The organism is Marivita lacus (assembly GCF_014637725.1).
GTDB lineage: Bacteria > Pseudomonadota > Alphaproteobacteria > Rhodobacterales > Rhodobacteraceae > Marivita > Marivita lacus.
This window is the reverse complement of the sequence record NZ_BMFC01000002.1, coordinates 502,564-527,607: the sequence shown is the minus strand read 5'-3', so window position 1 is coordinate 527,607 and position 25,044 is coordinate 502,564. Positions and strand designations below refer to the sequence as shown.

Annotated in this window: 23 protein-coding genes and 1 tRNA gene; 11 read left to right on the top strand and 13 right to left on the bottom strand. The window is 62.8% G+C overall.

Going from position 1 to position 25,044, the window contains the following annotated elements; translation table 11 throughout:
* Window positions 1-3: 3 nt before the first annotated feature.
* Together rpmF and IEV82_RS07225 are read right to left on the bottom strand one after the other, a co-directional pair.
* Window positions 4-210, bottom strand: coding sequence for a 50S ribosomal protein L32 (gene rpmF / locus IEV82_RS07230; protein ID WP_188481316.1), 207 nt, complete (start codon window positions 208-210; stop codon window positions 4-6).
* A 165-nt stretch (window positions 211-375) separates the two neighbouring features.
* Window positions 376-933 carry a YceD family protein gene (locus tag IEV82_RS07225; protein ID WP_188481315.1) on the bottom strand — a complete coding sequence of 186 codons (558 nt, stop codon included), beginning with the start codon at window positions 931-933 and terminating at the stop codon, window positions 376-378.
* An 87-nt stretch (window positions 934-1,020) separates the two neighbouring features.
* Between IEV82_RS07225 and IEV82_RS07220 the strand changes: the two genes are divergently transcribed.
* From IEV82_RS07220 to IEV82_RS07205, 4 genes are read left to right on the top strand one after another with little or no spacing between them, the layout of a single operon-like run.
* Entirely contained in the window at window positions 1,021-1,476 is a 456-nt protein-coding gene (locus IEV82_RS07220; RefSeq protein ID WP_188481314.1) for an outer membrane protein assembly factor BamE, read from the top strand.
* A 59-nt stretch (window positions 1,477-1,535) separates the two neighbouring features.
* Window positions 1,536-2,276 (top strand): GNAT family N-acyltransferase, encoded by a 741-nt coding sequence (locus IEV82_RS07215; RefSeq protein ID WP_188481313.1) that lies wholly within the window; start codon window positions 1,536-1,538, stop codon window positions 2,274-2,276.
* 9 nt (window positions 2,277-2,285) lie between these two features.
* Window positions 2,286-4,100 carry an ABC-F family ATP-binding cassette domain-containing protein gene (locus tag IEV82_RS07210; protein WP_188481312.1) on the top strand — a complete coding sequence of 605 codons (1,815 nt, stop codon included), beginning with the start codon at window positions 2,286-2,288 and terminating at the stop codon, window positions 4,098-4,100.
* Between the two features lie 48 nt (window positions 4,101-4,148).
* On the top strand, window positions 4,149-5,252 hold the full coding sequence (locus IEV82_RS07205) for an acetoin utilization protein AcuC (RefSeq protein ID WP_188481311.1): 1,104 nt from the start codon (window positions 4,149-4,151) through the stop codon (window positions 5,250-5,252).
* On the opposite strand, the gene IEV82_RS07200 is transcribed toward IEV82_RS07205, so the two are convergent.
* On the bottom strand, window positions 5,232-5,861 hold the full coding sequence (locus tag IEV82_RS07200; protein ID WP_229747704.1) for a histidine phosphotransferase family protein: 630 nt from the start codon (window positions 5,859-5,861) through the stop codon (window positions 5,232-5,234). The genes IEV82_RS07205 and IEV82_RS07200 overlap by 21 nt on opposite strands.
* 33 nt (window positions 5,862-5,894) lie before the next feature.
* Here IEV82_RS07200 and IEV82_RS07195 point away from each other — a divergent pair, with 33 nt between their 5' ends.
* From IEV82_RS07195 to olsA, 3 genes are all read left to right on the top strand, one after another.
* Entirely contained in the window at window positions 5,895-6,077 is a 183-nt protein-coding gene (locus tag IEV82_RS07195) for a DUF3553 domain-containing protein (protein WP_188481310.1), read from the top strand.
* 127 nt (window positions 6,078-6,204) lie between these two features.
* On the top strand, window positions 6,205-6,975 hold the full coding sequence (gene olsB, locus IEV82_RS07190) for an L-ornithine N(alpha)-acyltransferase (protein WP_188481309.1): 771 nt from the start codon (window positions 6,205-6,207) through the stop codon (window positions 6,973-6,975).
* Window positions 6,972-7,799, top strand: a complete 828-nt coding sequence (olsA, locus tag IEV82_RS07185) for a lyso-ornithine lipid O-acyltransferase (RefSeq protein WP_188481308.1) — start codon at window positions 6,972-6,974, stop codon at window positions 7,797-7,799. The genes olsB and olsA overlap by 4 nt, the downstream gene beginning before the upstream one ends.
* 335 nt (window positions 7,800-8,134) lie before the next feature.
* Here the strand turns inward: olsA and gyrA are convergent, their stop codons facing one another.
* Window positions 8,135-10,843: a DNA gyrase subunit A gene (gene gyrA / locus IEV82_RS07180; protein WP_188481433.1), complete on the bottom strand. Its 2,709-nt coding sequence runs from the start codon at window positions 10,841-10,843 to the stop codon at window positions 8,135-8,137.
* Window positions 10,844-11,076: 233 nt separating this feature from the next.
* Between gyrA and IEV82_RS07175 the strand changes: the two genes are divergently transcribed.
* A complete protein-coding gene (locus IEV82_RS07175) occupies window positions 11,077-11,349 on the top strand; it encodes an usg protein (RefSeq protein WP_188481307.1) in 273 nt (90 codons plus the stop codon).
* A gap of 46 nt (window positions 11,350-11,395) precedes the next feature.
* Here IEV82_RS07175 and IEV82_RS07170 read toward each other — a convergent pair whose 3' ends face one another.
* From IEV82_RS07170 to IEV82_RS07160, 3 genes are all read right to left on the bottom strand, one after another.
* Window positions 11,396-12,868 (bottom strand): carboxypeptidase M32, encoded by a 1,473-nt coding sequence (locus IEV82_RS07170; RefSeq protein ID WP_188481306.1) that lies wholly within the window; start codon window positions 12,866-12,868, stop codon window positions 11,396-11,398.
* On the bottom strand, window positions 12,865-14,013 hold the full coding sequence (gene ctaA / locus IEV82_RS07165) for a heme A synthase (protein WP_188481305.1): 1,149 nt from the start codon (window positions 14,011-14,013) through the stop codon (window positions 12,865-12,867). Before ctaA ends, IEV82_RS07170 begins: the two co-directional genes overlap by 4 nt.
* Before the next feature lie 63 nt (window positions 14,014-14,076).
* On the bottom strand, window positions 14,077-14,820 hold the full coding sequence (locus IEV82_RS07160; RefSeq protein ID WP_188481304.1) for an RNA methyltransferase: 744 nt from the start codon (window positions 14,818-14,820) through the stop codon (window positions 14,077-14,079).
* A gap of 132 nt (window positions 14,821-14,952) precedes the next feature.
* Here IEV82_RS07160 and IEV82_RS07155 point away from each other — a divergent pair, with 132 nt between their 5' ends.
* Window positions 14,953-15,576 carry a thiamine phosphate synthase gene (locus IEV82_RS07155; RefSeq protein ID WP_188481303.1) on the top strand — a complete coding sequence of 208 codons (624 nt, stop codon included), beginning with the start codon at window positions 14,953-14,955 and terminating at the stop codon, window positions 15,574-15,576.
* 247 nt (window positions 15,577-15,823) lie between these two features.
* On the opposite strand, the gene IEV82_RS07150 is transcribed toward IEV82_RS07155, so the two are convergent.
* From IEV82_RS07150 to thpD, 3 genes are all read right to left on the bottom strand, one after another.
* Window positions 15,824-16,381: a lipid-binding SYLF domain-containing protein gene (locus tag IEV82_RS07150; RefSeq protein ID WP_188481302.1), complete on the bottom strand. Its 558-nt coding sequence runs from the start codon at window positions 16,379-16,381 to the stop codon at window positions 15,824-15,826.
* A gap of 199 nt (window positions 16,382-16,580) precedes the next feature.
* Window positions 16,581-17,582: a porphobilinogen synthase gene (gene hemB, locus IEV82_RS07145; RefSeq protein ID WP_188481301.1), complete on the bottom strand. Its 1,002-nt coding sequence runs from the start codon at window positions 17,580-17,582 to the stop codon at window positions 16,581-16,583.
* A gap of 92 nt (window positions 17,583-17,674) precedes the next feature.
* Entirely contained in the window at window positions 17,675-18,616 is a 942-nt protein-coding gene (gene thpD, locus IEV82_RS07140) for an ectoine hydroxylase (protein WP_188481300.1), read from the bottom strand.
* Window positions 18,617-18,789: 173 nt separating this feature from the next.
* Here thpD and IEV82_RS07135 point away from each other — a divergent pair, with 173 nt between their 5' ends.
* Window positions 18,790-19,317: a component of SufBCD complex gene (locus IEV82_RS07135; protein WP_188481299.1), complete on the top strand. Its 528-nt coding sequence runs from the start codon at window positions 18,790-18,792 to the stop codon at window positions 19,315-19,317.
* Window positions 19,318-19,350: 33 nt separating this feature from the next.
* Complete coding sequence (mfd, locus tag IEV82_RS07130) at window positions 19,351-22,857, top strand: transcription-repair coupling factor (RefSeq protein ID WP_188481298.1); 3,507 nt, start codon at window positions 19,351-19,353, stop codon at window positions 22,855-22,857.
* A 63-nt stretch (window positions 22,858-22,920) separates the two neighbouring features.
* On the opposite strand, the gene IEV82_RS07125 is transcribed toward mfd, so the two are convergent.
* The 3 genes from IEV82_RS07125 to IEV82_RS07115 form a co-directional block, all read right to left on the bottom strand.
* Window positions 22,921-22,994: transfer RNA gene (locus IEV82_RS07125), tRNA-Gly, on the bottom strand.
* A 253-nt stretch (window positions 22,995-23,247) separates the two neighbouring features.
* On the bottom strand, window positions 23,248-23,865 hold the full coding sequence (locus tag IEV82_RS07120; protein ID WP_188481297.1) for a hypothetical protein: 618 nt from the start codon (window positions 23,863-23,865) through the stop codon (window positions 23,248-23,250).
* A complete protein-coding gene (locus tag IEV82_RS07115) occupies window positions 23,862-25,028 on the bottom strand; it encodes an AAA family ATPase (RefSeq protein WP_188481296.1) in 1,167 nt (388 codons plus the stop codon). Before IEV82_RS07115 ends, IEV82_RS07120 begins: the two co-directional genes overlap by 4 nt.
* Between the last annotated feature and the right edge of the window lie 16 nt (window positions 25,029-25,044).

The window sequence follows — 25,044 nt, the reverse complement described above, 5'->3', positions numbered from 1 at the left end:
TACTTATGCCGCGTCTTCGTCCAGGTCGATTTCGTCGGCCTGTGCAATCACTTCGCGATCCGCATAGTGGCCACAGGACGGGCACACGTGGTGCGGGCGCTTGAGTTCGCCGCAGTTGGAGCATTCGTTCGGGTTCGCAGCAACCAGAGCGTCATGTGAACGACGATTGTTGCGACGCGACTTGGATACTTTGTTCTGTTGGACAGCCATGTCTCAACCTCAATTTTATATAATCTGTGGCATGCTCGCCATGCCGCGTTTCGGGTGTGTCCGGCCTCTTAACGAAGAACCGGGCCGGGTGACAACCCCACCTCGGATGAAGGCGCGAACATAGGGGCAATCGCGGAATCCGCAAGCGTTTTCTGGCAGTCTCCGTCAGGACTTGTCGCCCAGCTTGTCACGCAGCGCGGCAAGCCCTGCAAACGGCTTTGTGTCCTCGTCCTTGAGGGGCTTCACACCGTCTTCGGCAAAGACCGCATCCCCCAGTTTGGCATCATCGGCGCGGGGATAGAGCGGGAGCGCCAGCAGCAGCGATTCGACCATCGCGTCATGCGCCGAGATGACGGACCCCAGCGGTTCGGCGCTTGTGTCCTCGGGTATTTCCATTTCCGAACCAGGTTCAACCTCGGCCAGTGTCTCTTCCGGCACAAAGCGTCGCTCGACGGTTTCGTCGATCCGCGTCGTCACCGGCTCGAGCGTGACGACACATGGCTGCACCACGGTCGCGCCCAGGGCACCCGTCAGCGTCCAGCTGCGCGCGCCGGACGGCGCAATCTCGCCGGAAAAGCGCAGTTTCTTCACCGCCGGCACGCCCAACTGCACGGCAATCGCAGCGCGCGCCTCGGCATCGGGTTGCAGGTCGAACGTGGTTGGCCGCCTGCTGGCAAGGTCGCTGACGCGAAATTCTCCGGGTTTTGGAAGCTGTTGTGGCATATCTTGTGTGCACCCTTTGCTTGAACGCAGGCCAAAGGCCGTGTAATCGGGATAAAAGGCAGCGAACGCCAACGCAAGAGAGGCGCCATGCAGGGCATCAGATCGACAACGAGGATCGGGCTTGTGACGCTCCTGTGCATCGCGCTTGCGGGATGTACTGCGCGCTACCGAACACATGGATATGTGCCCTCCGAAGACGAGTTACAGCAGATCGTGCCGGGGGTCGACACCCGCGCCACGGTCGAGGATCTGGTCGGGGTGCCCTCGACATCGGGCACGCTGAACGAATCCGGCTTCTATTACATCGAAAGCGATATCCGCCACTTTGCGTGGCAGGCGCCCGAAGTGGTGGACCGCGAGATTCTGGCGATCACCTTCGACTCAAACGGCGTGGTCGAGAATATCGAACGCTACGGTCTGCAGGACGGGCAGGTCGTGCCACTGGCGCGCCGGATCACGCGGTCGGGGGATGGGGACATCAGCTTCATCCGCAAGCTCTTCGGCAATATCGGCGGGTTCAACGCCGCTGACTTCTTCAACTGATCGCGGTGGCGGCAGCGGCGCAAACCGTTGCTGCCGGTCCCGCTTCGGTCTCGTTGCGGATGGGGTCATACAGCGCCTGCATCAGCACCGCTCCAGACATCCGCGCCAATGCGCTGGCGCTGCGGTCGCAGGCCTTCCGCAAGGGGAGTGCCGACGAAGACGCGTTCGACACCTTCAGCCTGCACGGCGTCGTGGTCCGCGCTCCGGACAAGCCCGTGGTCGCCTTTCGCGCGCGGGTGCTTCAGGGCGCGGCGGATCTGGCGCGCTGCTACACCGGGCAGGTCTATGACCTTGGCCCGCTCGCATCCGCGCCCGGTCCCTGTCTTGAACTGGGGCGCTTTTGCCAATCGGACGGCCCGCCCGACGTGATGGCGCTGCGCCTTGCCTGGGCGGCGCTGAGCGTGCTTGTGGACAGCACCGGCACACGGATGATGATCGGGTGCAGTTCCTTGCCCGGTGCCGATCCGGAACCACACCGCGCCACCCTGTCCCTCTTGCGGGCGCGCCACCTTGGACCCGTCGGGCAGCGCCCCGGAAAACTGTCGCCGCTTGCCGTCGATCTGCCCGACGACCAGGACACCGACGCGCCCCTGCCGCCCCTGCTGCGCAGCTATCTCGGCATGGGCGGCTGGGTCAGCGATCACGCCGTGCGCGATCCAAACCTCGACACGCTGCACCTGTTCACCGGGCTGGAGATCGCTGCCATCCCCGAGCCGCGCAAGGCCCGGTTGCGCGCGCTTGCACAGGTCGCACGGCAGGGTGATGCCAACCCCCTTGACGTTGCGCCCGCCGCGCCGTAGCGCGACGCCATGGCCATCATTCCGCTTCTCCAACTCAACGACATCTCGCTCACCTTCGGCGGTGAACCGGTGTTTCATGACCTCAGTCTCGTGGTGCAGCCGGGCGACCGTGTGGCGCTTGTCGGGCGCAACGGGTCGGGCAAATCCACCCTGATGAAAGTCATGGCAGGGCTGGTCGAACCCGACCGGGGCGACCGCGTCGTGCCGCCGGGCATCAGCACGGGCTACATGGAACAGGATCCGGATCTCAGCGGCTTTGCCACGCTGGGCGATTACGCGATGCACGGTCTTGATCCGTCCGAGCTTTACAAGGTCGAACGGGCGGGCGAGGGCCTCAAGTTCGATCCCGCGCGTCCGGTCGACACGGCGTCGGGCGGTGAACGCCGCCGCGCCGCACTTGCGCGCCTGATGGCGCAGGACCCGGACCTGATGCTGCTGGATGAGCCGACCAACCACCTCGATATCGAGGCGATCGGCTGGCTCGAGGACGAGCTCAAGCGGACCCGCAAGGCGTTTGTGCTGATCAGCCACGATCGCCGGTTCCTCACCGAACTGACCCGTGCGACCCTCTGGATCGACCGGGGGCAGGTGCGGCGTCAGGAAAAGGGCTTTGCCGATTTCGAGATATGGCGCGACAAGACCTGGGACGACGAGGACATGCAGCGCCACAAGATGGACCGCAAGATCAAGGCCGAGGCACGCTGGGCCGTCGAGGGCATCAGCGCCCGGCGCAAGCGCAACATGGGCCGCGTCCGCGCGCTGCAGGATCTGCGCGGCGAACGCAGCGCCATGATCAGGCGTCAGGACACGGCGGCGATGGAACTGGCTTCGGGTCCGAAATCCGGCCGCAAGGTGATCGAGGCCAAGGGGCTGAACAAGACATTCGGCGACACGACGATCCTGCGCGACTTTTCCCTGATGGTGCAACGAGGTGACCGGGTTGCCTTTGTCGGCCCGAACGGAGTTGGCAAGACGACGCTCATTCGCCTGCTGATGGGCGAAATTGCACCCGACAGCGGCACAGTCACGCTGGGCACCAACCTTGTCCCGGCGGTGTTCGACCAGAGCCGCGCGCAGTTGAACGAAGACATGACGCTGTGGGAAAACCTGACCGGCGATCCCGAAATGCGGGTCTCGGGCAAGGCCGACCAGATCATGGTGCGCGGCATGCCGAAACACGTGGTGGGCTATCTCAAGGAATTCCTGTTTGATGAACGGCAGGCCCGCGCGCCGGTCCGGTCATTGTCGGGCGGCGAAAAGGCGCGTCTGCTTCTGGCGCGGATCATGGCCCGCGAATCGAACCTGCTGGTGCTGGACGAACCGACCAACGATCTGGATGTCGAAACGCTGGACCTCTTGCAGGACCTGCTGAGCGAATATGAGGGCACCGTGCTTTTGATCAGCCACGACCGGGATTTCCTCGACCGCGTCGCCTCGACCACCGTGGCGATGGAGGGGCAGGGCCGCGCGACGGTCTATGCCGGCGGCTGGAGCGACTATCGTGCCCAGAAGGGCGACGACGCAAAAGAGGATGCCCCGTCGAAATCCGCGCCGAAACAGGGTGGCAAACCTGTTGCCGCGTCCAAGTCGAAATCCGGTCTGAGCTTTACCGAACGGCACCGGCTCGAGGAATTGCCCGCCGAGATCGACCGGCTGACCGCCGAGATCGCCAAGCTGGAACAGTTGATGGCCGATCCCGATCTCTTCACCCGCGAGCCTGTGAAGTTCAAGAAAGCGTCCGAGTTGCTGGTCGCCCGCCAGACCGCGCTGGCCGAGGCCGAAAACCTGTGGCTCGATCTGTCGGAAAAGGCAGAGGCCGGGTGACATCCGCGCCCTGTGGCGACCGGGGCGCGGTGACCTACCTCCGACAGAATGACTGATCCCATCTTCATCGGCGCGCGCATCTATCGCGGATCGAGCTACGGCGCGCTGCATCCGCTGTCGATCCCACGCGTGCCGACGGTCACCGATATGTGCCGCAGCCTCGGCTGGCTGCCTGATACCGCGTACCGCACCAGCCCCTGCGCCAAGCCATCCGCCCTGACCGGGTTTCACACCGACGCCTATATCGCCGCGCTGCAACGCGCCGAGGCGACGCAGCACGCCGATCCGGGTTTTGGGCTCGGCACGCTGTCCAACCCGGTCTTTCCCGAGGTCTACCGCCGCCCCGCCACCGCTGCGGGGGGCGGGTTGCTGGCCGCCGAGCACGTGCGCGCAGGCGGCGTTGCGTACAATCCGGGTGGCGGCACCCATCACGGCTTGCCCGACCGCGCCAACGGGTTCTGCTATATCAACGAGCCGGTGCTGACGATCCGGCACCTGCTGGGGTTGGGCCTGAGCCGGATCGCCTATGTCGATATCGACGCGCATCATTGCGACGGGGTGGCGGTGGCCTTTCACGGATCGGACGCGGTGCGGATGATCTCGGTGCACGAAGACCGGCGCTGGCCCTTCACCGGCGCGCTGGAGGATGATGCGGGGGGCGCCGCGATCAACATTCCCGTGCCGCGCGGCTTCAATGATACCGAATTCGACCTGATCCTGAACGAAGTGATTCTGCCCGCCATCGCCCGGCAAAAGCCGGACGCGATCTACCTGCAATGCGGCGCCGATGCGGTGTCCGAAGACCCGCTGTCGCGGCTGACCCTGTCGAACCGATGCCACGTTCAGGCGGTGACGGCCTTGCGCGCTCTTTCCCCGCGCCTGATCGTGTCGGGCGGTGGCGGCTACAACCCCTGGAGCTTGGGCCGCGCCTGGAGTTGCATCTGGGCCACGTTGGCAGGTCAGGACATCCCGGACCAACTGCCCGACGACGCGGCAGACATCCTGCGCGCCCTGCGCTGGTCGCGCAAGGCGCAGCCGACCGAGACGATGTTGACCACCTTGCTGGACCCGCCGCGCCCTGGTCCGATCTCCGATCAGGTGCGTGCGGCAGTCGCGGTGCTGGCCGCGCGGTCAGACCCGTTCGGGGAATAGAACAATCCGCAGCTGCGCCACCCCGGAACTGGTTGAAAATTCAGGGGAAAGCCCCCGATCAACACCCAGCCGCGCCAGAAGCGCGAATTGTACATGGGCCGGTCCCACCTCGGCCGAATTGGCGCAGGTCGGGTTGTTCAACACGTCCCAGATCGGCAGATCCCCCCGCACGGTCGGCGCGCGCGCCGTTGCGGTCAGCACATTGTCCTGCATCGCGATCCCCAGAATCCCGCCCTGCGGCAGTGCGGTTTCCAGACACAGCGCCGACAGGTAAGCCAACTGCGTGATGTCTCGCCCCAGGGCGTGATCGACATGCCATTCCGCCGAGATCCGCGTGCCCGCGTAGTGATCGGCCAATGTCTTGCGCGCCTCGGCCTGCGGGATCGGCCGGGCATCCCCTGCCGTGCCAAAGGCGATGCGAAAGAACCGGATGCGCGCGGTTGCATGGTCGCAGCTTTGCTGGATCAGTGACATTTCCGGCCCGGTTGCGCCCGCAGCCGTCATCCCGAACAGTTCCAATCCGTTGGAAATTGCGCCAATAGGACTGATCAGGTCATGGCAAATCCGCGATCCGATCAAGGCCGCCAGTGAAGCTTTGTCCTGATGCACTATATCCTCCTGTACGCAGCAAGGAACCCGCGCATGTCTGACCTGAATGGACTACTGGAACCCGGATCGCTGGTCCGCCACCCGAATGAACCGGATTGGGGTGTCGGACAGGTGCAATCGAACATCGGCGATCGCATCACGGTCAACTTCCGCGAGGTGGGCAAGGTGGTGATCGACGGGTCACGCATTTCACTGGTTCCTGTCTTCGACGCGTAAACATTGCATGCAAGTGTTTACGAAAGCTTAAGTTTTCCGCAAAGGACGGAATTCCGGTCAATCCGACGCCGTTGCGCGTCATCGACCGGCGCTTTATGGTGGCTCCGAACCATCCCGGTGGCCCCAAATGCTTCAGAACGCCCCCCAGTTTCAGGTGTCCCTTGCCCGGTCCGACGACGAGGTCCGCGCGGCCCAGCGTCTGCGCTACGAGGTCTTCGTGACCGAACTGGGCGGTGATGGTGCGGGTGTCGATCACGCCGCGCGCCGTGAGATCGACGCCTTCGATGCCCATGCCGATCACCTTCTGCTGCGCGACCTGCGTCATGCGGACAGCGAAACCGACGGCGTGGTCGGTGTCTACCGCCTGATGACCGCGCGTCACGCGGCGGCGGCGGGCAGGTTTTACTCGGAGGACGAGTTTGACCTCTCGCCCCTCTTGCACAGCGGCCTGACGCTGCTGGAACTGGGCCGCACCTGCCTGCATGCCGATCATCGCGGCGGTCCGGCGCTGCTGGCGCTCTGGCAGGGGCTTGCCGGGTACGTGTCCGATCACGGCAGCGACGTGCTCTTCGGCACGGCCAGCTTCCACGGCACCAACCTCGACGCGCTCAGCCACGCGATGTCGCATCTGCACGCGGAGTATCTGGCCCCCGAGGCGCTGCGCGTGACCACCAAGATGCCCGCCGAAACACCGCTCCTGCCGCCCGACCGGATCGACCGCAAGGCGGCGATGCGCGACACACCCGCGCTGATCAAGTCCTATCTCAAGCTGGGCGGCACGATCGGGCAGGGGGTGTTCGTCGATCATGCCTTCAACACCACGGATGTCTGCCTGATCCTCGAGACCGCGAATATCACGTCAGCTGCGCTTGACCGCGCGCCGCGGCGGGCCTCATGAGCCCCACATGGGACAGCGAAGACCCCATCGCCGAGACGCGCATCTCTGCCGCAGGCTGGCTGCGGGTCGTGCTGCGGGGCGCGCCACTGGCCGTCGTTGTGTTCGGCGGGCTTGTCCTGATGCTGCTGCTGCGCCTGCTGGAGCGGCCGCTTTACGGGGTGGACCGTCCCGTCACGCCCTATCTCACCCAAGCGGTGTGCCGGTCTGCGCTGGCGCTCATGCGGCTGCCGCTGCTGACGCGCGGGCCGCGCATGAAGGTGCCCGGCGCGGTGGTGGCCAATCATGGGTCCTGGCTTGATATCTTTGCGCTGAACGCGCGCAAGAACGTCTATTTCGTCTCGAAATCCGAGGTCGCGTCCTGGCCCGGCATCGGCTGGCTGGCCCGCGCCACAGGCACCGTGTTCATCCAGCGCACTCCGCGGGACGTCAAAAACCAGATCGCCGTGTTCGAGGAACGGTTGCAGCACGGTCACCGGCTGCTCTTCTTTCCCGAAGGCACTTCGACCGACACGCTGCGGGTGCTGCCGTTCAAGCCGACGCTCTTTGCGCCGTTCTTTTCCGACAGGATCATCCACGACATGCACATCCAGCCCGTGACAGTGATCTACCACGCGCCCGAAGGGACCGATCCGCGTTTCTACGGCTGGTGGGGCGACATGGGCTTTGGACCGCATCTGCTCAAGGTGCTGGCGCAGCGGCGGCAGGGCCATATCGAACTGGTCTACCATGAACCGATGCGGGTGGATGCGTTTCCGAATCGCAAGACTCTGGCAAGTCATCTCGAGGCGCAGGTGCGCTCGGCCCATTCGACCGCGATAGACTGATGCCGGTTCCGGCCGGATAACGGCCCTGCCACCGCATCCTGAGACGCCGCACAAGGCCAACCAGACCGAAGACCAGGAACCCGACCTGGATCAGGAAGGCCCCAAGGTTGAACGCCCCGACAAGAGCGTGTTGCGCCCTTTCCGATTCAGGATTCCCAGGAATCCTGATCTGTGAATTGGGTGTGAAAGATCGACAAGACCGGACTGCGCACACCGTTCAGGTGACACGCATCGAAAGTGTGCAACACCAATACAAAAGCGGCGCAGATTGCTCTCTGCGCCGCTTTTTTCGTGTTATCAGACCCTTATCGCAGGATCTTGATGCAGAGCCTAGCTCAGCTTTCGGCAGCGCCTTCGTCCTCGTCGCCCTGATCGGCGATCCAGGCCACCGACACCACCTCTTCATCGGCCCCGGTGTTGAACACCCGCACACCACCCGCGCTGCGCGACCGGAAGGAAATCCCCTCGACCGGCACGCGGATCGATTGGCCCTTGGAGGTCGCCAGCATGATCTGGTCATCCATCTCGACCGGGAAGGAGGCCACGATGGCCCCGCCGCGCATGGCCTTGTCGATGCCCTGAACACCCTGGCCGCCACGACCCCGAACCGGATAGTCATGCGAGGACGACAGCTTGCCAGCGCCCTTTGCGGTAATCGTCAGGATGAGGTTCTCGGCCGCCGACATCTCGGCATAGCGTTCCTGTGTGATCGAACCGGGCGCTGCGGCGTCCTCGTCATCTTCCATCTCGGCATCGTCGGCCAGACCCGCCACGGCACGGCGCATCTTGAGATAGGCGGCCCGTTCGGCAGGATCGGCCTCGAAATGGCGGATCACGGCCATGCTGACCACGCGGTCGCCATTGTTGAGCCGGATACCCCGGACCCCGGTGGATTTGCGGCCCTTGAACACGCGCACGGCAGTTGTCGGGAACCGGATCGCACGGCCCGCATCGGTCACCAGCATGATGTCGTCATCCTCGGACGCGATCCGCGCATTCACCAGTTCCACACCTTCGGGCAGGTCCATCGCGATCTTGCCGTTGCGCATCACGTTGGTGAAATCCGACAGCGCGTTGCGGCGCACATCGCCCGCGCTTGTGGCAAAGATGATGTGCAGATCGTCCCAGTCTTTTTCATCCCGGTCCACCGGCATGATGGCGGCAATCGACACGCCCGTCGGAATGGGCAGGATGTTGACGATGGCCTTGCCCTTGGCGGTGCGGCCACCCTGCGGCAGACGCCACGTCTTGAGCTTGTAGACCATGCCTTCGGTGGTGAAGAACAGAAGCTGCGTATGGGTGTTGGCCACGAAAAGGGTCGTCACCACGTCGTCATCCTTGGTCGACATGCCGGACAGGCCCTTGCCGCCGCGCTTCTGGGCGCGGAAATCGGCCAGCGGCGTGCGCTTGATCCAGCCCGACTGGGTCACGGTGACCACCATGTCCTCGCGCTCGATCAGGTCTTCGTCTTCCATGTCGCCGGACCAGTCGACGATCTCGGTGCGGCGCGGAACGGCGAACAGATCGCGCACCTCGCGCAGCTCGTCGGCGATGATGCCCATGATCCGGTCGCGGCTGCCGAGGATTTCGAGATATTCCCGGATCTTGCCCGCCAGTTCTTCCAATTCGTCGGTGACTTCCTTGACCCCAAGCTGCGTCAGGCGTTGCAGGCGCAGGTCCAGAATGGCCCGCGCCTGGACCTCGGACAGGTTGTAGGAGCCGTCCTCGTTGGCCGTATGGGTCGGATCGTCGATCAGCTTGATATAGGGCAGGATATCAAACGCCGGCCACCGTCGCGTCATCAACCGTTCCCGTGCTTCCGCCGCATCGGCAGAGGACCGGATGGTGGCCACGATCTCATCGATATTGGTGACGGCCACGGCCAGACCGCAGAGGATGTGGCTGCGTTCGCGCGCCTTGCGCAGCAGATGTGCCGTGCGCCGCGCCACCACGTCTTCGCGGAAGTCGATGAACGCGGTCAGGAACCTGCGCAGGGTCAATTGTTCGGGGCGTCCGCCGTTCAGCGCCAGCATGTTGCAGCCGAAATAGACCTGCATGGGGGTAAAGCGGAACAGCTGGTTCAGCACCACCTCGGCGGTCGCGTCCCGCTTGAGTTCGACCACCACGCGCACGCCATTGCGGTCGGATTCGTCCTGCACATGGGCGATGCCCTCGATCCGCTTTTCGCGCGCGGCCTCGGCGATCCGTTCGATCATCGTGGCCTTGTTCACCTGGTAGGGAATCTCGTCGATGACGATGGCCCAGCGATCCTTGCGGATCTCCTCGACCCGCGTCTTGGACCGGATGATCACCGACCCGCGCCCCTCAAGATAGGCTTTGCGCGCACCGGAGCGGCCCAGCATGATGCCGCCGGTCGGGAAATCGGGGCCAGGCACGTACTCGATCAACTGTTCCGACGACAGGTCGGGCTCCGCGATGAGCGCAAGCGTGGCGTCGATCACCTCACCCAGATTGTGCGGCGGGATGTTGGTCGCCATGCCGACGGCAATGCCACCCGCACCATTGACCAGCATGTTGGGAAAGCGCGCGGGCAGAACCGTGGGTTCGCGGTCCTTGCCGTCATAATTGTCCTGAAAATCGACGGTTTCCTTGTCGATGTCGGCCAGCAGATAGGCTGCGGGCTTGTCCATCCGCACTTCGGTATAGCGCATGGCCGCCGCGTTATCGCCGTCCATCGACCCGAAATTGCCCTGTCCGTCCAGCAGCGGCAGCGACATCGAGAAATCCTGCGCCATCCGCACCAGCGCGTCATAGATCGCCGAGTCGCCATGCGGGTGGTATTTGCCCATCACGTCGCCCACAGGCCGCGCCGATTTGCGGTAGGGCTTGTCGTGCCCGTTGTTGCTTTCGTGCATCGCGTAGAGAATCCGCCGGTGCACCGGCTTCAGACCGTCCCGCAGGTCGGGGATCGCCCGACTCACGATCACGCTCATCGCGTAATCGAGATACGAGGTTTTCATCTCGTCGGTGATCGACACCTGCGGCCCCGTGTATTTCGGGCGCTCTGGCGGCATATCTTCCATGTTTTCAGGCGTTTCTGGCGTATCGCTCACGTGGATGACCTGCTGACTGTATATCTATATTTTGTTGACCGTCTGTATATCAGAGACAGGATGTAGCCTGCAATGCGCTTGGCCAAATTAGTGGCGGCACGGCCTTGGCACTCAACCATGTGAATGGCTAACATACTGTTTTTATTGAAAAGCAACAAATTCGTGACACACTCATTGGTACAATAAAAAACGAAGAGGTTCGTATGACCGAGATACGTGAAACCGAGTTGATGCTGCGGGGCTACGGGCTGACCACGGCGCAATTGTTCTACCGCATGCCCGATTACCGCAACGTGCTGAACACCTTTGTCTGGCAGGAATACGATCTTGCGCCGGATCATCCCAAGCTGTTCGAATTCATCGAATTCTGGCAGGACAGCATCGAGGGCCCGCTGCATTCGGTGCAGTTCACCCACCGCAAGCTGCTGTCATCGGGCGAATGGCAGCAGGTGGTGGGCGAGTTCACGATCCATTGATGACGCGTCACCCCGGGGTCTGCCCCGAGGGTGACGCCCAACAGCGCTACAGCCCGTAGATCGCGCCGAACTTCGCTTCGAGATAGGCGAGGAGCGGCGCCTCACTGGGCGCAAACCCGCAGGCCCGCTCGATCACCTCGCGCGGCTCGTAAAGGCCGCCATGCCGTTGCAGATTGTCCCGCAGCCAGCCTGTCGCCGCTGACGTGTCTCCCGCGGCAAGCTGCGCATCCAGATCCGGCACCGCCTTGCGCAGCGCCTCGTGCAGGCAACCCGCATAGACGTTGCCCAGCGTGTAGGTGGCGAAATAGCCGAACAGGCCCACCGACCAGTGTACATCCTGCAAGACGCCGTTGGACGGCCTGTCCACCGGATAGCCAAAATCCGCCTCGAACCGTGTGTTCCACGCCTCCTCGAGGTCCGCCACATCCAGCGATCCGTCGATCATCCTGCGCTCCAGGTCGAAGCGCAGAAGCACGTGCAGGTTATACTGCACCTCATCGGATTCCGTACGGATGAACCCGCGATGCACCCGGTTCACCGTCGCAAAGAACGCGTCCGGGTCATTGATCCCGAAATCGCCGAACGCCTCGACCATCTGCCCGTGCAGCCAGCCGGTAAAGGCGCGCGAGCGGCCCAGCTGGTTCTCGTAAATCCGCGACTGGCTTTCATGCACCCCCATCGACACACCGCTGCCCAGCGGCGTCAGCAGGTAGGCCTGGTCAATGTTCTGCTCATAGGCCGCATGACCCACCTCGTGGATCGTCGAGTAGATGCAGTTGAACGGATCAAGCGGGTTGGTCCGCGTGGTGATCCGCACGTCGTTGCCCGATCCGGAACTGAACGGGTGCACCGCCTTGTCGACGCGCCCCCGGCTCATGTCATAGCCAAAGGTCTTGGCGATATGGCGCGACAGCTTCATCTGTGCGCTCTCGTCGAAACTGCCGGTCAGTTGCGCCGGGGCAGGCGCCCCCAGAACGGTGTCGCGCAGATCGACCAGACGCGGCCGCAGCGCGCCGAACATCGCGTCGAGTTCCGCCGCCGTCGCACCGGGCTCGTAATCCTGCAACAGCGCGTCATAGGGATCGCCGCCATCCGCAAGTGCCGCACCTTCCTGTCGCCGCAGGTCCAGCACCCGCTCCAGAGTCGGCGCAAAGGCCGCGAAATCGTCGTTTGCCCGCGCCTCGGCCCAGATACCCTGTGCAACGGACGTGGTGCGCGCCAGCTCCGCCGCCAGATCGCCGGGCACCTTCGACGCCCGCTCGAAACTGCGGCGGATATGGCGCAGATGCGCCTTGGCCTCGTCACTGGTGGCCTCGGCCTCTGCCAGCCAATCCGCCACGCGCGGATCCATGCGGCGCGCGTGCAACACCGATTCCAGCGCGCCGATCTCTTCGCTGCGCTGTGCGGCGGCCCCGCGCGGCATCGTGGTTTCCTGATCCCAGCCCAGACGCCCTGCGATCTGGCCCAGCGCCTCGGTGTCGCGCGTGTAGGCCATCAATGCGTCATAGGCCGTGGTCATGTGGTCGCTCCTCGAATGGATTGCTGCACGGGATACTGCGCGCCGAACCGCGCCCGCAGGATCAGCACCCACAGGATCACGGCACCGATCTGGTGCGCAATGGCAATCTGCCACGGCGCCATGTAGAGCACGGTCACGACGCCCAGCGCCATCTGCACCCAGAGCATGGCAAAGACCGCGTTGAACCGGAACCGGTTGTCGGCATTGGGCGATTTGCGCGCCCGCAGCCAGACCACGATGCCGAAGGCCAACAGCAGGTACCCCGCGATGCGGTGCATGAACTGCACAAGGCCCGCGTTCTCGAAGAAGTTGCGCCAGACCGGGTCCAGGTCGAACGGGTAGGGCGGAAGGAACGCGCCCGCCATCAGCGGCCAGTCGTTATAGGTGCGCCCCGCGTCGATCCCCGCCACCAGCGCACCCAGCAGGATTTGCAGGAAGGTGAAGTGCAACAGTCCCGTGCCAAGCCCATAGAGCTTGCCCTCCCGCGCGCGGCGCGCCTGCATCAGGTCGCGGTCCTCGCGGCCCAGTTCGAAAACATACCACGCAATGAAGCCAAGGATGACAAAGGCCAACCCCAGATGCGTCGCCAGCCGGTAGGAGGCCACATCCAGACGCTCGCCCGTCAGACCGGATGCCACCATCCACCAGCCAATCGCCCCCTGAAGTCCGCCCAGAGCGCCAAGGAACAACAGCCGCCCGGTCCATCCCGTGGGGATCCTGCGCGCCAGCAGGAAGCCGAAAAAGCCCAGCGCCCAGACCAGACCGATCACCCGGCCCAGCTGACGATGCCCCCATTCCCACCAGTAGATCACCTTGAACTCGGCCAAGCTCATGCCGCGGTTCTGCAACTGGTATTCCGGGATCGCGCGGTACAGATCGAACTCGGCCTGCCACTGCTCGGCATTCATCGGCGGCAGCGCCCCGGTCAGGGGTTTCCACTCGGTGATCGACAACCCGCTGTCGGTCAATCGCGTGAGGCCGCCCACCGCGATCATCACCATGACCAGCGCAAAGAGCACCATCAGCCAGATGCGGATCGCGCCCCGCGCGCCGCGCTTGCCCGCGTCGATCATGCCGCCCTTGGGTGTGTCCTTGACCGGGGCTCCGGCATCGACCTCTTCAAAGATACTGCGTTTGGTGCTCATTCACGGGGTCTCCTTCTGGGGCGAAAGATTAGGCCTGGGGCCGGGGTGCTTCAAGGCACGGGCCTAGCCCTTGTCCTTCCAGCGCACCATTTGCCGCAGCATACCGTGCAGCATCGACACATCCGTGCGGGTCAGCGGCATGCGGGACCACATGTTGCGCAGGTTGCGCTTCATGCTCTCGGCCTTGAGGTCGGGAAAGAAAAACCCGGCCCTGTCCAGCGTGTCCTCGTAATGTTCAGCCAGCTTGTCCATCTCGATGGCGCTGGCCCACTCGGACCCCGCCATCTCGGTGATCTCGGGGGGCACGGCGACCGAGTGCCGCTGCCATTCATACCCGGTGAGCAACACGCATTGCGCGAGGTTCAGCGACGGAAAGTCCGGGTTCACCGGCACCGAGATGATCGCATTGGCCAGCGCGATATCGTCATTCTCCAACCCCGCGCGTTCCGGTCCGAACAGCACCGCGACCTTTTCGCCGGCCGCGATCCTGTCGCGCGCGACCTCCATCGCCCGCTCTGGCGTCATCACCGGCTTGGTCATACCGCGCTGCCGGGCGGTGGTGGCAAAGACATAGGAACACTCGGCCACCGCATCCACCGTGCGCGCGACCAGAACAGCGTCATCCAGCACGCGCCCCGCGCCTGAGGCCATGGCCACCGCCTTCTGGTTGGGCCAGCCATCCCGCGGCGCGACAAGCGCCATCCGGTCCAGCCCGAAATTCAGCATCGCACGCGCGGCGGCGCCGATGTTTTCGCCCATCTGCGGGCGCACCAGCACGAAACTGGGCTGCGGAATGTCGCTTGGCATGGCAGGAACCTCGAAGCAGCAAAGGATCGCGTCTGACTATTGCGCCGGCGATCAAAGGGCAAGCCGCGCAAGCCCTTGGCGCAGGGCGCGAAATCGCTGTATAGGGGGGCGACCACAAGGAAGGGGCCGAAGATGTCCGACGCAGAGCAGCCGCAGATCTACCTGATCACACCACCCGAGATCGAACTCAGCCATTTCCCGACCGATCTGGCCCGCGTGCTGGACACGACCGCGATCGCCTGCCTGCGCCTGTCGCTGGCCAGCCGCGACGAGGACCTGATCCTGCGCGCCGCCGATGCCGTGCGCGAGGTGGCGCACCGGTTCGACGTGGCGCTGGTGATCGACACCCACGTGGTTCTGGCCCAGCGGCTGGGCCTTGACGGCGTGCACCTGACCGACGGCGCGCGATCGGTGCGCGTGGCGCGCAAGGAACTGGGCGAGGACGCCATCGTCGGTGCGTTCTGCGGCCAGTTGCGCCATGACGGGATAAGCGCGGGTGAGGCGGGCGCCGATTACGTCAGCTTCGGTCCCGTGGGCACAACCGCGCTGGGTGACGGGTCGCGCGCCGAACAAGAGCTGTTCGAATGGTGGTCCGAGATGATCGAGATCCCCGTGGTCGCCGAAGGCGGGCTCGATGCCGAGATCATCCGCCGCCTTGCGCCGATGACCGATTTCTTCGGCATCGGCGAAGAGATCTGGCGCAGCGAGGACCCGGTGGCCGCTCTGAAAGGGCTGACGGCCGCGATGGCTGGCTGACGGGTAAAAGGGGGCTGTCTGCCCCCTCGGCGCATGCGCGCCTCACCCCCGAAGGGTATTTTTGAACCAGAGAAGCAAGGGTTTGTTAACCTTTTGGGTCTATTCCGGGTGCTGCGGTACAGGCGGAGGCGCCGATGACCGTAACCGGAGAAGCCCCCTGCAAACGCAGGGGGTGGACCTGCGGCATGATCTTCTCTGGTTTACAAATACCCTCGGGGGTTTGGGGGCAGAGCCCCCAATTGGCGGATCAGGGAATGATCCGCGTGTATTTCACGCCTTCCAGCGTTGCGCCAATGCGCAATCCCGCCTGACCGAAGATCACCGCGATCACCGGCGACAGCGACGTGGTGGTTTCGGCCGCGATGGTCTCGCCGCCTTCGGGGATCGCGTACTCGATGTTGGCGCCCGCAGCCCAGCCCGGTGAGCGGCGGAAATTCATCAGCGCGTCCTCGGTCATGAAGAACAGCACATGGGCGTATTGCTGCGCACCGATCTGCAGCCCCGCGCTGGCCTTGGTGGTGGAGTAGTAATCCACCGTCACGCCGTTGACCCGCAGCGCGCCGCGCCCGAAGGCACCGCCGATGCCAAGTCCCGCTTCGGTCACCAGCGGCATGACGAGCAGGCCATTGGCGTTGCCCGCAAGGTTTTGCGTGCCCGGAAAGCGGCGGTACATTTCAGCCAGCGTCGCATCGACCCGCGCGTCGATCCGCGCGCCGCCATTGCCGCCCACAGCGTTGTTGCAGGCACCCAGTAAAAATGTGCCGCCAAGGCCAAGGGCCAGTTCGCGTCGTGTCAGGGATGTCATTGTCTCTGCTCTTTCTTTGCCGATGCCTCTGGAATTCCGGCTGTTCCGCCGATTGTGCGTCAGTATAGCCGCAGAGCGCGCTTCTGTCACCAAGGATAGATCACGATAAGCGGCGCATCGCTATCCGTTGACGCAAGGTCGGGCAGAGGCCCGGCCTGTGATCCGACCGCGTAGGCGGGGCATTAGCCCGGAGCGCCCGTTACCCGTTTAGCAACCGCGCCGCGGCAGGGGCGAAATAGGTGAGCACCCCGTCACAGCCCGCGCGTTTGAACGCCATCAGGCTTTCCAGCATCACCCGGTCATGATCCAGCCAGCCGCGCTCGGCGGCACCGGCCAGCATCGCGTATTCGCCCGACACCTGGTAGGCAAAGGTTGGCACGCCGAACATGTCCTTGGTGCGGCGGCAAATGTCGAGGTAGGGCATGCCGGGCTTGATCATCACCATGTCCGCACCTTCGGCGAGATCGCGCGCCACCAGCCGCATCGCCTCGTCTGAATTGCCGGGGTCCATCTGGTAGCCCTTCTTGTCGCCCTTGAACGCACCCGAGGCCCCCACCGCATCGCGGAACGGCCCGTAAAAGGCGCTGGCGTATTTTGCGGCATAGCTGAGGATCGCGACGTTCGAGAATCCTTCGCCTTCGAGTGCGCCGCGCATCGCGGCGATGCGGCTGTCCATCATGTCCGACGGGCCGATGATGTCGGACCCGGCGCGCGCCTGGCTCAGCGTCTGCTTGACCAGCGCCTCGACCGTGCGGTCATTCTCGATATAGCCATCCGCGTCCATGTAGCCGTCATGGCCGGTGATGTTGTAGGGGTCGAGCGCCACATCGGTCATCACCACCATGTCGGGCACGGCATCCTTGATTGCGCGGGTGGCGCGGTTGGACAGGTTCTCGGGGTTCCACGCCTCGGCGCAATCCTCGGTCTTGAGCTTTGGATCGGTGAAGGGAAAGAGACAGATCGCCGGGATGCCAAGACTGTGTGCCTCGCGCGCGGCCTCGACCACCTTGTCGACCGAGCGGCGCACCACACCCGGCATCGAGGCCACCGGCTCTTCGATCCCTTCGCCGTCGCGCACGAAGACCGGCCAGATGAAGTCATCCGGGGTCAGGGTGGTCTCGCGCACCATCGCGCGCAGGCCTTCGCTGCGGCGCAGACGGCGCAAACGTGTGGCGGGAAAGGAGGGGGTGATGGGCTGCATCTGTCTTACCTGTCTGACTTCGATCAGGAAGGGATGCACGTCAACCGCGCGCGTGTCCAGACCCGGGCAGGCGCGCGGTGAGGATGTCTGCGTCAGACCAGCGCGCCGGTCCGCAGCTTGATCGGTGACGGCGTGCCGCGATGGGCAAGGTGATCGGGGCGCGGTTCTTCGGCGGCGAAGGGATCCGCCAGCGCGTTCGACACCGCGTTGTAGACAAAGAACGCGTTGGAGCGCGGATCGGGCGTGATGTTGCCGTTCGATCCATGGATCGTGTTGCAGTCGAACAGCACCAGAGTGCCTGCCGGACCTTCGGCATCGGTGATCCCGTGCATCTGCGCCAGATCGCGCAGGCTCTCCTGCGACGGTGTGCCGATCTTCTGCGTCTTGAGCGACGTCTCGTAATTCGCATCCGGCGTCTCGCCCTGGCAGGACACGAAGGTCTTGTGCGATCCGGGCATGAGCATCAGCGCGCCATTATGCGCCCGGTTGTCGGTCAGCAGCAGCGAGGCCGACACCGCCCGCATCCGGGGCATCCCGTCCTCGGCGTGCCAGGTCTCGAAATCCGAGTGCCAGTAGAATTCCTTGCCGGTGAAGCCGGGTTTGTAGTTCAGGCGGCTCTGGTGGATGTAGACCTCGTCATTCAGAAGGAACTGCGCAATCCCGGCCAGCCGCACATCCCGCGACAGCCGCGCCATCAGGTCGTGACGGGTTTCGAGATTGAAGACCGTCCGCACCGCGTCCGACCCCGGTTCGGTCACCACCTCTGCCGCGTCGCTGCCTTCGAGCGCGCTGCGCAGCTCTGCTGCCTGGCTGACAAGAGCCGCGATCTCGTCCGTCGAAAAGAGGTCCTCGAGCACGAGGAACCCGTCGCGATCAAAGGCATCGGCCTGCCCCCTGCTGATCGGGGCCTGATCGGTCCAGTCCTGCCAGACCGTCGGGTCCACGCGCTCGCGCCAGGTTTCCTTTTCGGGATCACGGGTCGGGTAAGCATCTGTTTGCGCTGAGCTTTCGAGAACATCGTATTCGAGTGGCATTTTTTTGCTCCTTATCTTGCTCGATCTGAAATCGATCTGTCGGGAGAATGTCCAACGCCGCTGCGGGGTTCCAAACGCGCTGCGATACCTCTGCGCATTTGCGCGGGTTGTGCCTCTGGGCAAAGCCGTCCTTGCAGGCTAGAGAGAGCGGGGCGACGAACGGGGACGACGGCTTGGACTGGTACAGCACTGTTTTTGAACTGATCGACATGCGGTCCTTTTCCAATCTGTGGTTCTGGATCGCACTTGCGGTGGTGTGGTCCTCGGCCAGCCATTGGGTGCTGGGTGTGCCGTTCGACATGGTCAGCCGCGCGCGGCGCAAGGGCGGATCGGCGGTCGAGGATCTGACCGATCTGCTGCGCATCAACACCACGCGGCTGTTGTATATCGCGGATGAGGCGGGGCTCTGGGTGATCGGTACCGGGACGTTCTTTCTGACCGGGTTCGCGGTGCTGGGCTGGGTCTACTGGATTGAGATCGCGCAGGCGCTGTTCCTGCTTTTCTTTCCGATGTCGCTGGTCAGCTTGTTGAGCGTGCACACGGCCCGGGCGCTGCATGAAAGGGATCACGACCTCGATGCGGTCTACAAGCGGCTTGGGCGGCACCGGCTGATCGTGCAGGCCATCGGCATGGTGTCGATCTTTGTCACCGCGATGTGGGGAATGTATGTAAACCTCAGCATCGGCGTGCTTGGCGGTTGACGCGGCCTGCGCGGCGCGCCACATGACCGCGCTATGAAGACATCCCAGCACATCACGATGGGCGGTGCGCCCGAAGGTTTCGACGCCCGTCTGGTTCTGGCCGAGGCCGAGTCGTCCGGCAGCGCGGTCTGCCACATCGCCCGCGACGATCGCCGTCTTGCACAGATGCGCGACGCGCTGCGGCTGTTCGCGCCTGCCATGCCGGTTTTCGTCTTTCCCGGCTGGGATTGCCTGCCCTATGACCGGGTGTCCCCGAACCCCGAGATCTCCGCCACCCGCATGGCGACTTTGGCGGCGCTGACCCACGGGATGCCCAAGCAATACGTGCTGCTGACCACCATGAGTGCCGCGACACAGCGCGTGCCCGCCCGGGATGTGCTGCGCGAGGCGGCCTTCACCGCCCGTGTCGGGAATCGTGTGAATGAAGACGCGCTGCGCAACTTCCTTGTGCGCATGGGTTTTTCGCAGGCGCCCACGGTGCTGGAGCCGGGCGACTATGCCATTCGCGGCGGCATCATCGACATCTTTCCGCCCGGCGATGGCGGGCCGGTGCGGCTTGACCTGTTCGGCGATGTTCTGGACGGCGCGCGGCGCTTCGATCCCGCCACACAGCGCACAACGGAAAAGCTCGATCTGGTGGAGCTGGCCCCGGTCTCCGAGGTCATTCTGGACGAAGCGGCGATCACGCGGTTCCGGCAGAATTACCGCATCGAATTCGGTGCGGCCGGCAGCGACGATCCTCTGTACGAGGCGGTCAGTGCCGGGCGCAAGCAGGCAGGGATGGAGCATTGGCTGCCGTTCTTCCATGCGCGTCTGGAAACGCTGTTCGATTACCTGCCCGGAGTGCCGATCACGCAGGACGATCAGGTCACGCCCGCGCGCCTGTCGCGCTGGGACGGGATCGTGGATCAGTACGAGACCCGCAAGGCAGCGCTGGCGCAGAAAGCGCGGCTGGACACCGTCTACAAACCCGTGTCGCCCGAACAGCTTTACCTCGACGATGCGGCTTGGGTGGCGGCGCTTGGCGATCGCCGCGTGGTGCAGTTTCACTCCTTGGCGCAGGCCTCCGGTCCAGGCGTCGTGGATGCAGGCGGGCGGATCGGGCGCAATTTCGCCCCCGAGCGCCAACAGGAAAGCATAAGTCTTTTCAGCGCATTGGCGGATCATGTTCGCAAGAAGATGGAAGGCGGCCCGGTGGTCATCGCGTCCTATTCAGAGGGCGCGCGCGAACGTCTGTCGGGCCTGATCGAGGACGAAGGGCTGTCCGAGACCATCCCCGTCACCGACCTGACCCGCGTGGGCAAGCGTGGGCTGCACCTGGTGGTCTGGCCGCTGGAGCAGGGGTTCGAGGCGCCATGGGGGGCTCTGGCCTCAAGTAGCGAAGCGGTAGGCCAAAAAAACAAAGACAATCGCATTACGGTCATCTCGGAGCAGGACGTTCTGGGCGACCGCCTGATCCGGTCTCCAAAGAAGCGCCGCAAGGCCGAGAATTTCCTGACCGAAACCCAATCCCTGTCGCCGGGCGATCTCGTGGTGCATGTGGATCACGGCATCGGGCGCTATCTGGGCATGGAGGTGATCTCCGCCGCCGGTGCTGCGCATGAGTGCCTGCTGCTGGAATATGCCGAAAGCTCAAGGCTTTACCTGCCGGTCGAGAATATCGAACTGCTGTCCCGCTACGGCCACGAGGAAGGGTTCCTCGACAAGCTGGGTGGCGGCGCGTGGCAGGCCAAGAAGGCGCGGCTCAAGGAGCGCATCCGCGAGATGGCGGACAGGCTCATTCGCGTGGCCGCCGAACGGGCGCTGCGCAAGGCGCCGATCATGGACCCGCCCCCGGGCGCGTGGGACAGTTTCTCCGCGCGTTTTCCCTATCAGGAAACCGACGATCAGCTGCGCGCCATCGAGGACGTGATGGCCGACATGCAGTCGGGTCAGCCGATGGACCGTCTGATCTGCGGCGATGTGGGCTTCGGCAAGACCGAGGTCGCGATGCGCGCGGCCTTTGTCGCCGCCATGTCCGGTGTGCAGGTCGCCGTAATCGCGCCGACCACGTTGCTGGCCCGCCAGCACTACAAGAGCTTTGCCGAACGGTTCCGCGGATTTCCGTTGGAAGTCAGAGCCTTGTCGCGCTTTGTTTCCGCAAAGGACGCAACCGAGACCAAGGACGGGATGGGGCGGGGCACGGTCGATATCGTGGTCGGCACGCACGCATTGCTCGCCAAGGGCATCCGGTTCCAGAACCTCGGGCTTCTGATCATCGACGAGGAACAGCATTTCGGCGTCGGTCACAAGGAGCGGCTCAAGCAGTTGCGCACGGACATCCATGTGCTGACCCTGACCGCGACACCGATCCCGCGCACGCTGCAATTGTCCCTGTCGGGCGTGCGGGATCTGAGCATCATCGGCACGCCCCCCGTGGACCGTCTGGCGATCCGCACCTATGTCAGCGAATTCGACGCGGTGACGATCCGCGAAGGCCTGCTGCGCGAGCATTATCGCGGCGGGCAGAGTTTCTTTGTCGTGCCGCGCATCAGCGACCTGCCCGAGATCGAGGAGTTCCTGCGCGAGCAGGTGCCCGAAGTGTCCCATATCGTCGCCCATGGCCAGATGGCGGCGGGGGAGTTGGACACGCGGATGAACGCGTTTTACGACGGCAAGTACGACGTGCTGCTGGCGACCACCATCGTGGAATCGGGTCTCGACATTCCCACCGCCAACACGATGGTCATTCACCGCGCCGACATGTTCGGGCTCAGCCAGCTTTACCAGATCCGGGGCCGGGTGGGGCGGTCGAAAACCCGTGCCTATGCCTATCTCACCACCAAGCCGCGCGCCAAGCTGACGCCTGCCGCCGAAAAGCGCCTGCGCGTTCTGGGCTCGCTCGACTCGCTGGGGGCCGGGTTCACGCTGGCCAGCCAGGACCTCGACATTCGCGGCGCGGGCAACCTGCTGGGCGAGGAACAGTCCGGCCAGATGCGCGATGTGGGCTACGAGTTGTACCAGCAGATGCTGGAAGAGGCGATCGCCAAGATCCGCTCGGGCGAGATGGAAGGGCTGTCGGAAACCGACGACCAATGGGCGCCGCAGATCAACCTCGGCGTGCCTGTCCTGATCCCCGAGGCCTATGTGCCCGACCTCGACGTGCGGCTGGGCCTCTACCGCCGTCTGTCGTCGCTTTCAACCAAGGTGGAGCTGGAAGGCTTTGCCGCCGAGCTGATCGACCGCTTCGGCAAACTGCCGCGCGAGGTCAACACGCTCATGCTCGTGGTGCGGATCAAGGCGATGTGCAAACGCGCCGGGATCGCCAAGCTTGACGGCGGGCCAAAGGGCGCGACGATCCAGTTCCACAAGGACAAGTTCGTGTCCCCCGAAGGACTGGTGGATTTCATTCGCGACCAGAACGGTCTGGCCAAGGTGAAGGACAACAAGATCGTCATCCGCCGCGACTGGGCCCGCGACAGCGACAAGATCAAGGGCGCCTTTGCCATCGCGCAGGATCTGGCGAAGAAGGTCAAAGAGGCGCAGACCGCCGGGGCCTGAGGCTTTCCGTCAACGCAAAGCTGCGATGCGTCAACGCATCCTGCGCACGGAGGTGGAGAGGTCTGGAGCGGGTAGCGGGAATCGAACCCGCAACGTAAGCTTGGGAAGCTCGCGTGATACCTTTTCACCATACCCGCGCTCTGGCGGTCTGGATACGCTTGGGTGTGTGGGGCGTCAAGAGGGGGGCGTGTGGGGTGGTGCGTGGGATCATGCATCCTGCGGTGTGTCATACCGTTTGATCGAAGCACAAGCGTCCGACCGGGTGGGCGCGGGAGGCCGAGACCTTTGCGCTTGCGCAGGCGGTGGATGACCCGGCGTGGTTGGGCAATACGCTGCTGATGCCCTCGGAGTGAATTAACCCGTAGGGTACGTGCTTCGGTGCGCACTTAGTTAAACTGCTGTTGCCGCTGACAGGCGATCAATTGCACGTCTTAAGCTTACACTATTATCTGCCGCTTCCAATGGATTCCAATCATTGGCCGCAAAATTGGAAAGTAAATAATTATAATTTATCCCTGTGGTTGCTTTACTTTTGGAACCGGGAGTGTAGTCCTTCCGGACGGAAGCGCTACGTGACTTCTTGGCCAAACCAACTAAGTGCTCTTTTGCGTCTAGAACAATGTCTTCGATATCTCGACTAATAAGTGCAGCGCTTATCTCAAGAAGTCTTGCTATGCCGTTAACATCCGCCATGAGCCATGATTCAATCTCAGTCTTCGCAACGCAAAAAACAAAGCCTTTTGGAAGAGCTTTGTGCAAACCAGCAGATTGCAGCCATTCAGATCGCAATGAGGGTGCGCACGCAGCGCGATCCAAATCCGTAATTACTAGAACTGGCGATCTTTGTGATAGATCAACAAACTTACGCAAGTTGGCTTTGATATATCCATAGCCACCATATGCCTTTCCTAATTCCTGAAAATGCGTTCCACTTGGGCAAAACTCAAGTATAAGTCGTTCTGCAACAGACCTGCTTACCTCGTCTTCTATACAATAGAAAACTGTCATAGCGCAAATTTTAACTGCCCAGTCTTGCGTGCATTTGGCAACACAGCCTCAGCAGCGGTTAAACCTGCGTCCAAGGCCATTTGCTCACTTGAAGAAACACTGCGGATGATTGAGCCATCATCTGACGGCTTCAACACCGTTATTCCCCTTGGGTCAATGCCTGTGTTGGATAGAAGAGCTTGGCTGTGAGTCGTTACAAAGTATTGCCGGTCACTTCTTGATTTTGACTTTATTGAGGCCATGACCCGAGGAAGTTGAGCTACAATCTCTTCATTAAGCGAAAGTTCAGGTTCTTCCAGAAGCAATGGCGATGTACCACGCTCTTGCAACAACCAAAGAATCGACATCAGGCGCAATGTACCATCAGAGAATTGATCCTCTCTTTGCCTAGCACCTCGCGGTCGATGATGCTTAAAGCGTATTTCCAGATGAGGATGACCGGTAACCTCATCTTTAACAAACTTCAGGTCCTCTAGCTGCGGAACAATAGTCTTCAAAGCCGATTCAATTCGCTTTAACCGTGCATCTCTCGTCCGTGGAGTTGTTCTCGAGATCCGTGACATAAACTCTTGACCGAAAGGATCATCTTCTATCACCCTCCCTCCAATTTGGTCTCCAAACTTAAGCAATTGCGGAACAAGGTGTACGTAAGTCGTATCGGCGAAGAAATTAACTAGGTCGCGGAAACCTGCATTTGCACTAATCTGCTCAATATGTGTTTCTCTCAGTAATAACTCATCTTTCTGCTCAGCGGGGCCTGGTCGGTCAATCAATGCCTTTAATGGCTTCCCCTTAGAAAAGGGCGTTACTCGTTCCTTGGTAACGAGGGGAATTCGATTTCCTTTAGGCGGGATATTGAAACCTAGCTCATACCTCCACAAAACATCTTGCTCATCATTCGAAACATCAACCTCAATTAGAATTTCAGTATCATTTCTCGCGTGCAAGCAACGTAGTTTTCCAATTCCCCCGCGACGTTCTATTGCATCCTGAAGTCCTCCACCTCGCGGTTTTGCAACATCCCTCAGGAAACGTATCGCATCCAAGAAGTTTGATTTTCCAGATGCGTTTGGACCAAGAATGAAAACCGAGTCCGGGAGATCGGAAATCTCTCCAGATTTGAAGTTGCGCCAGTTTTTAAGTTTGAAACGGCTAATGTGCACTAATTCACCCTTGCTA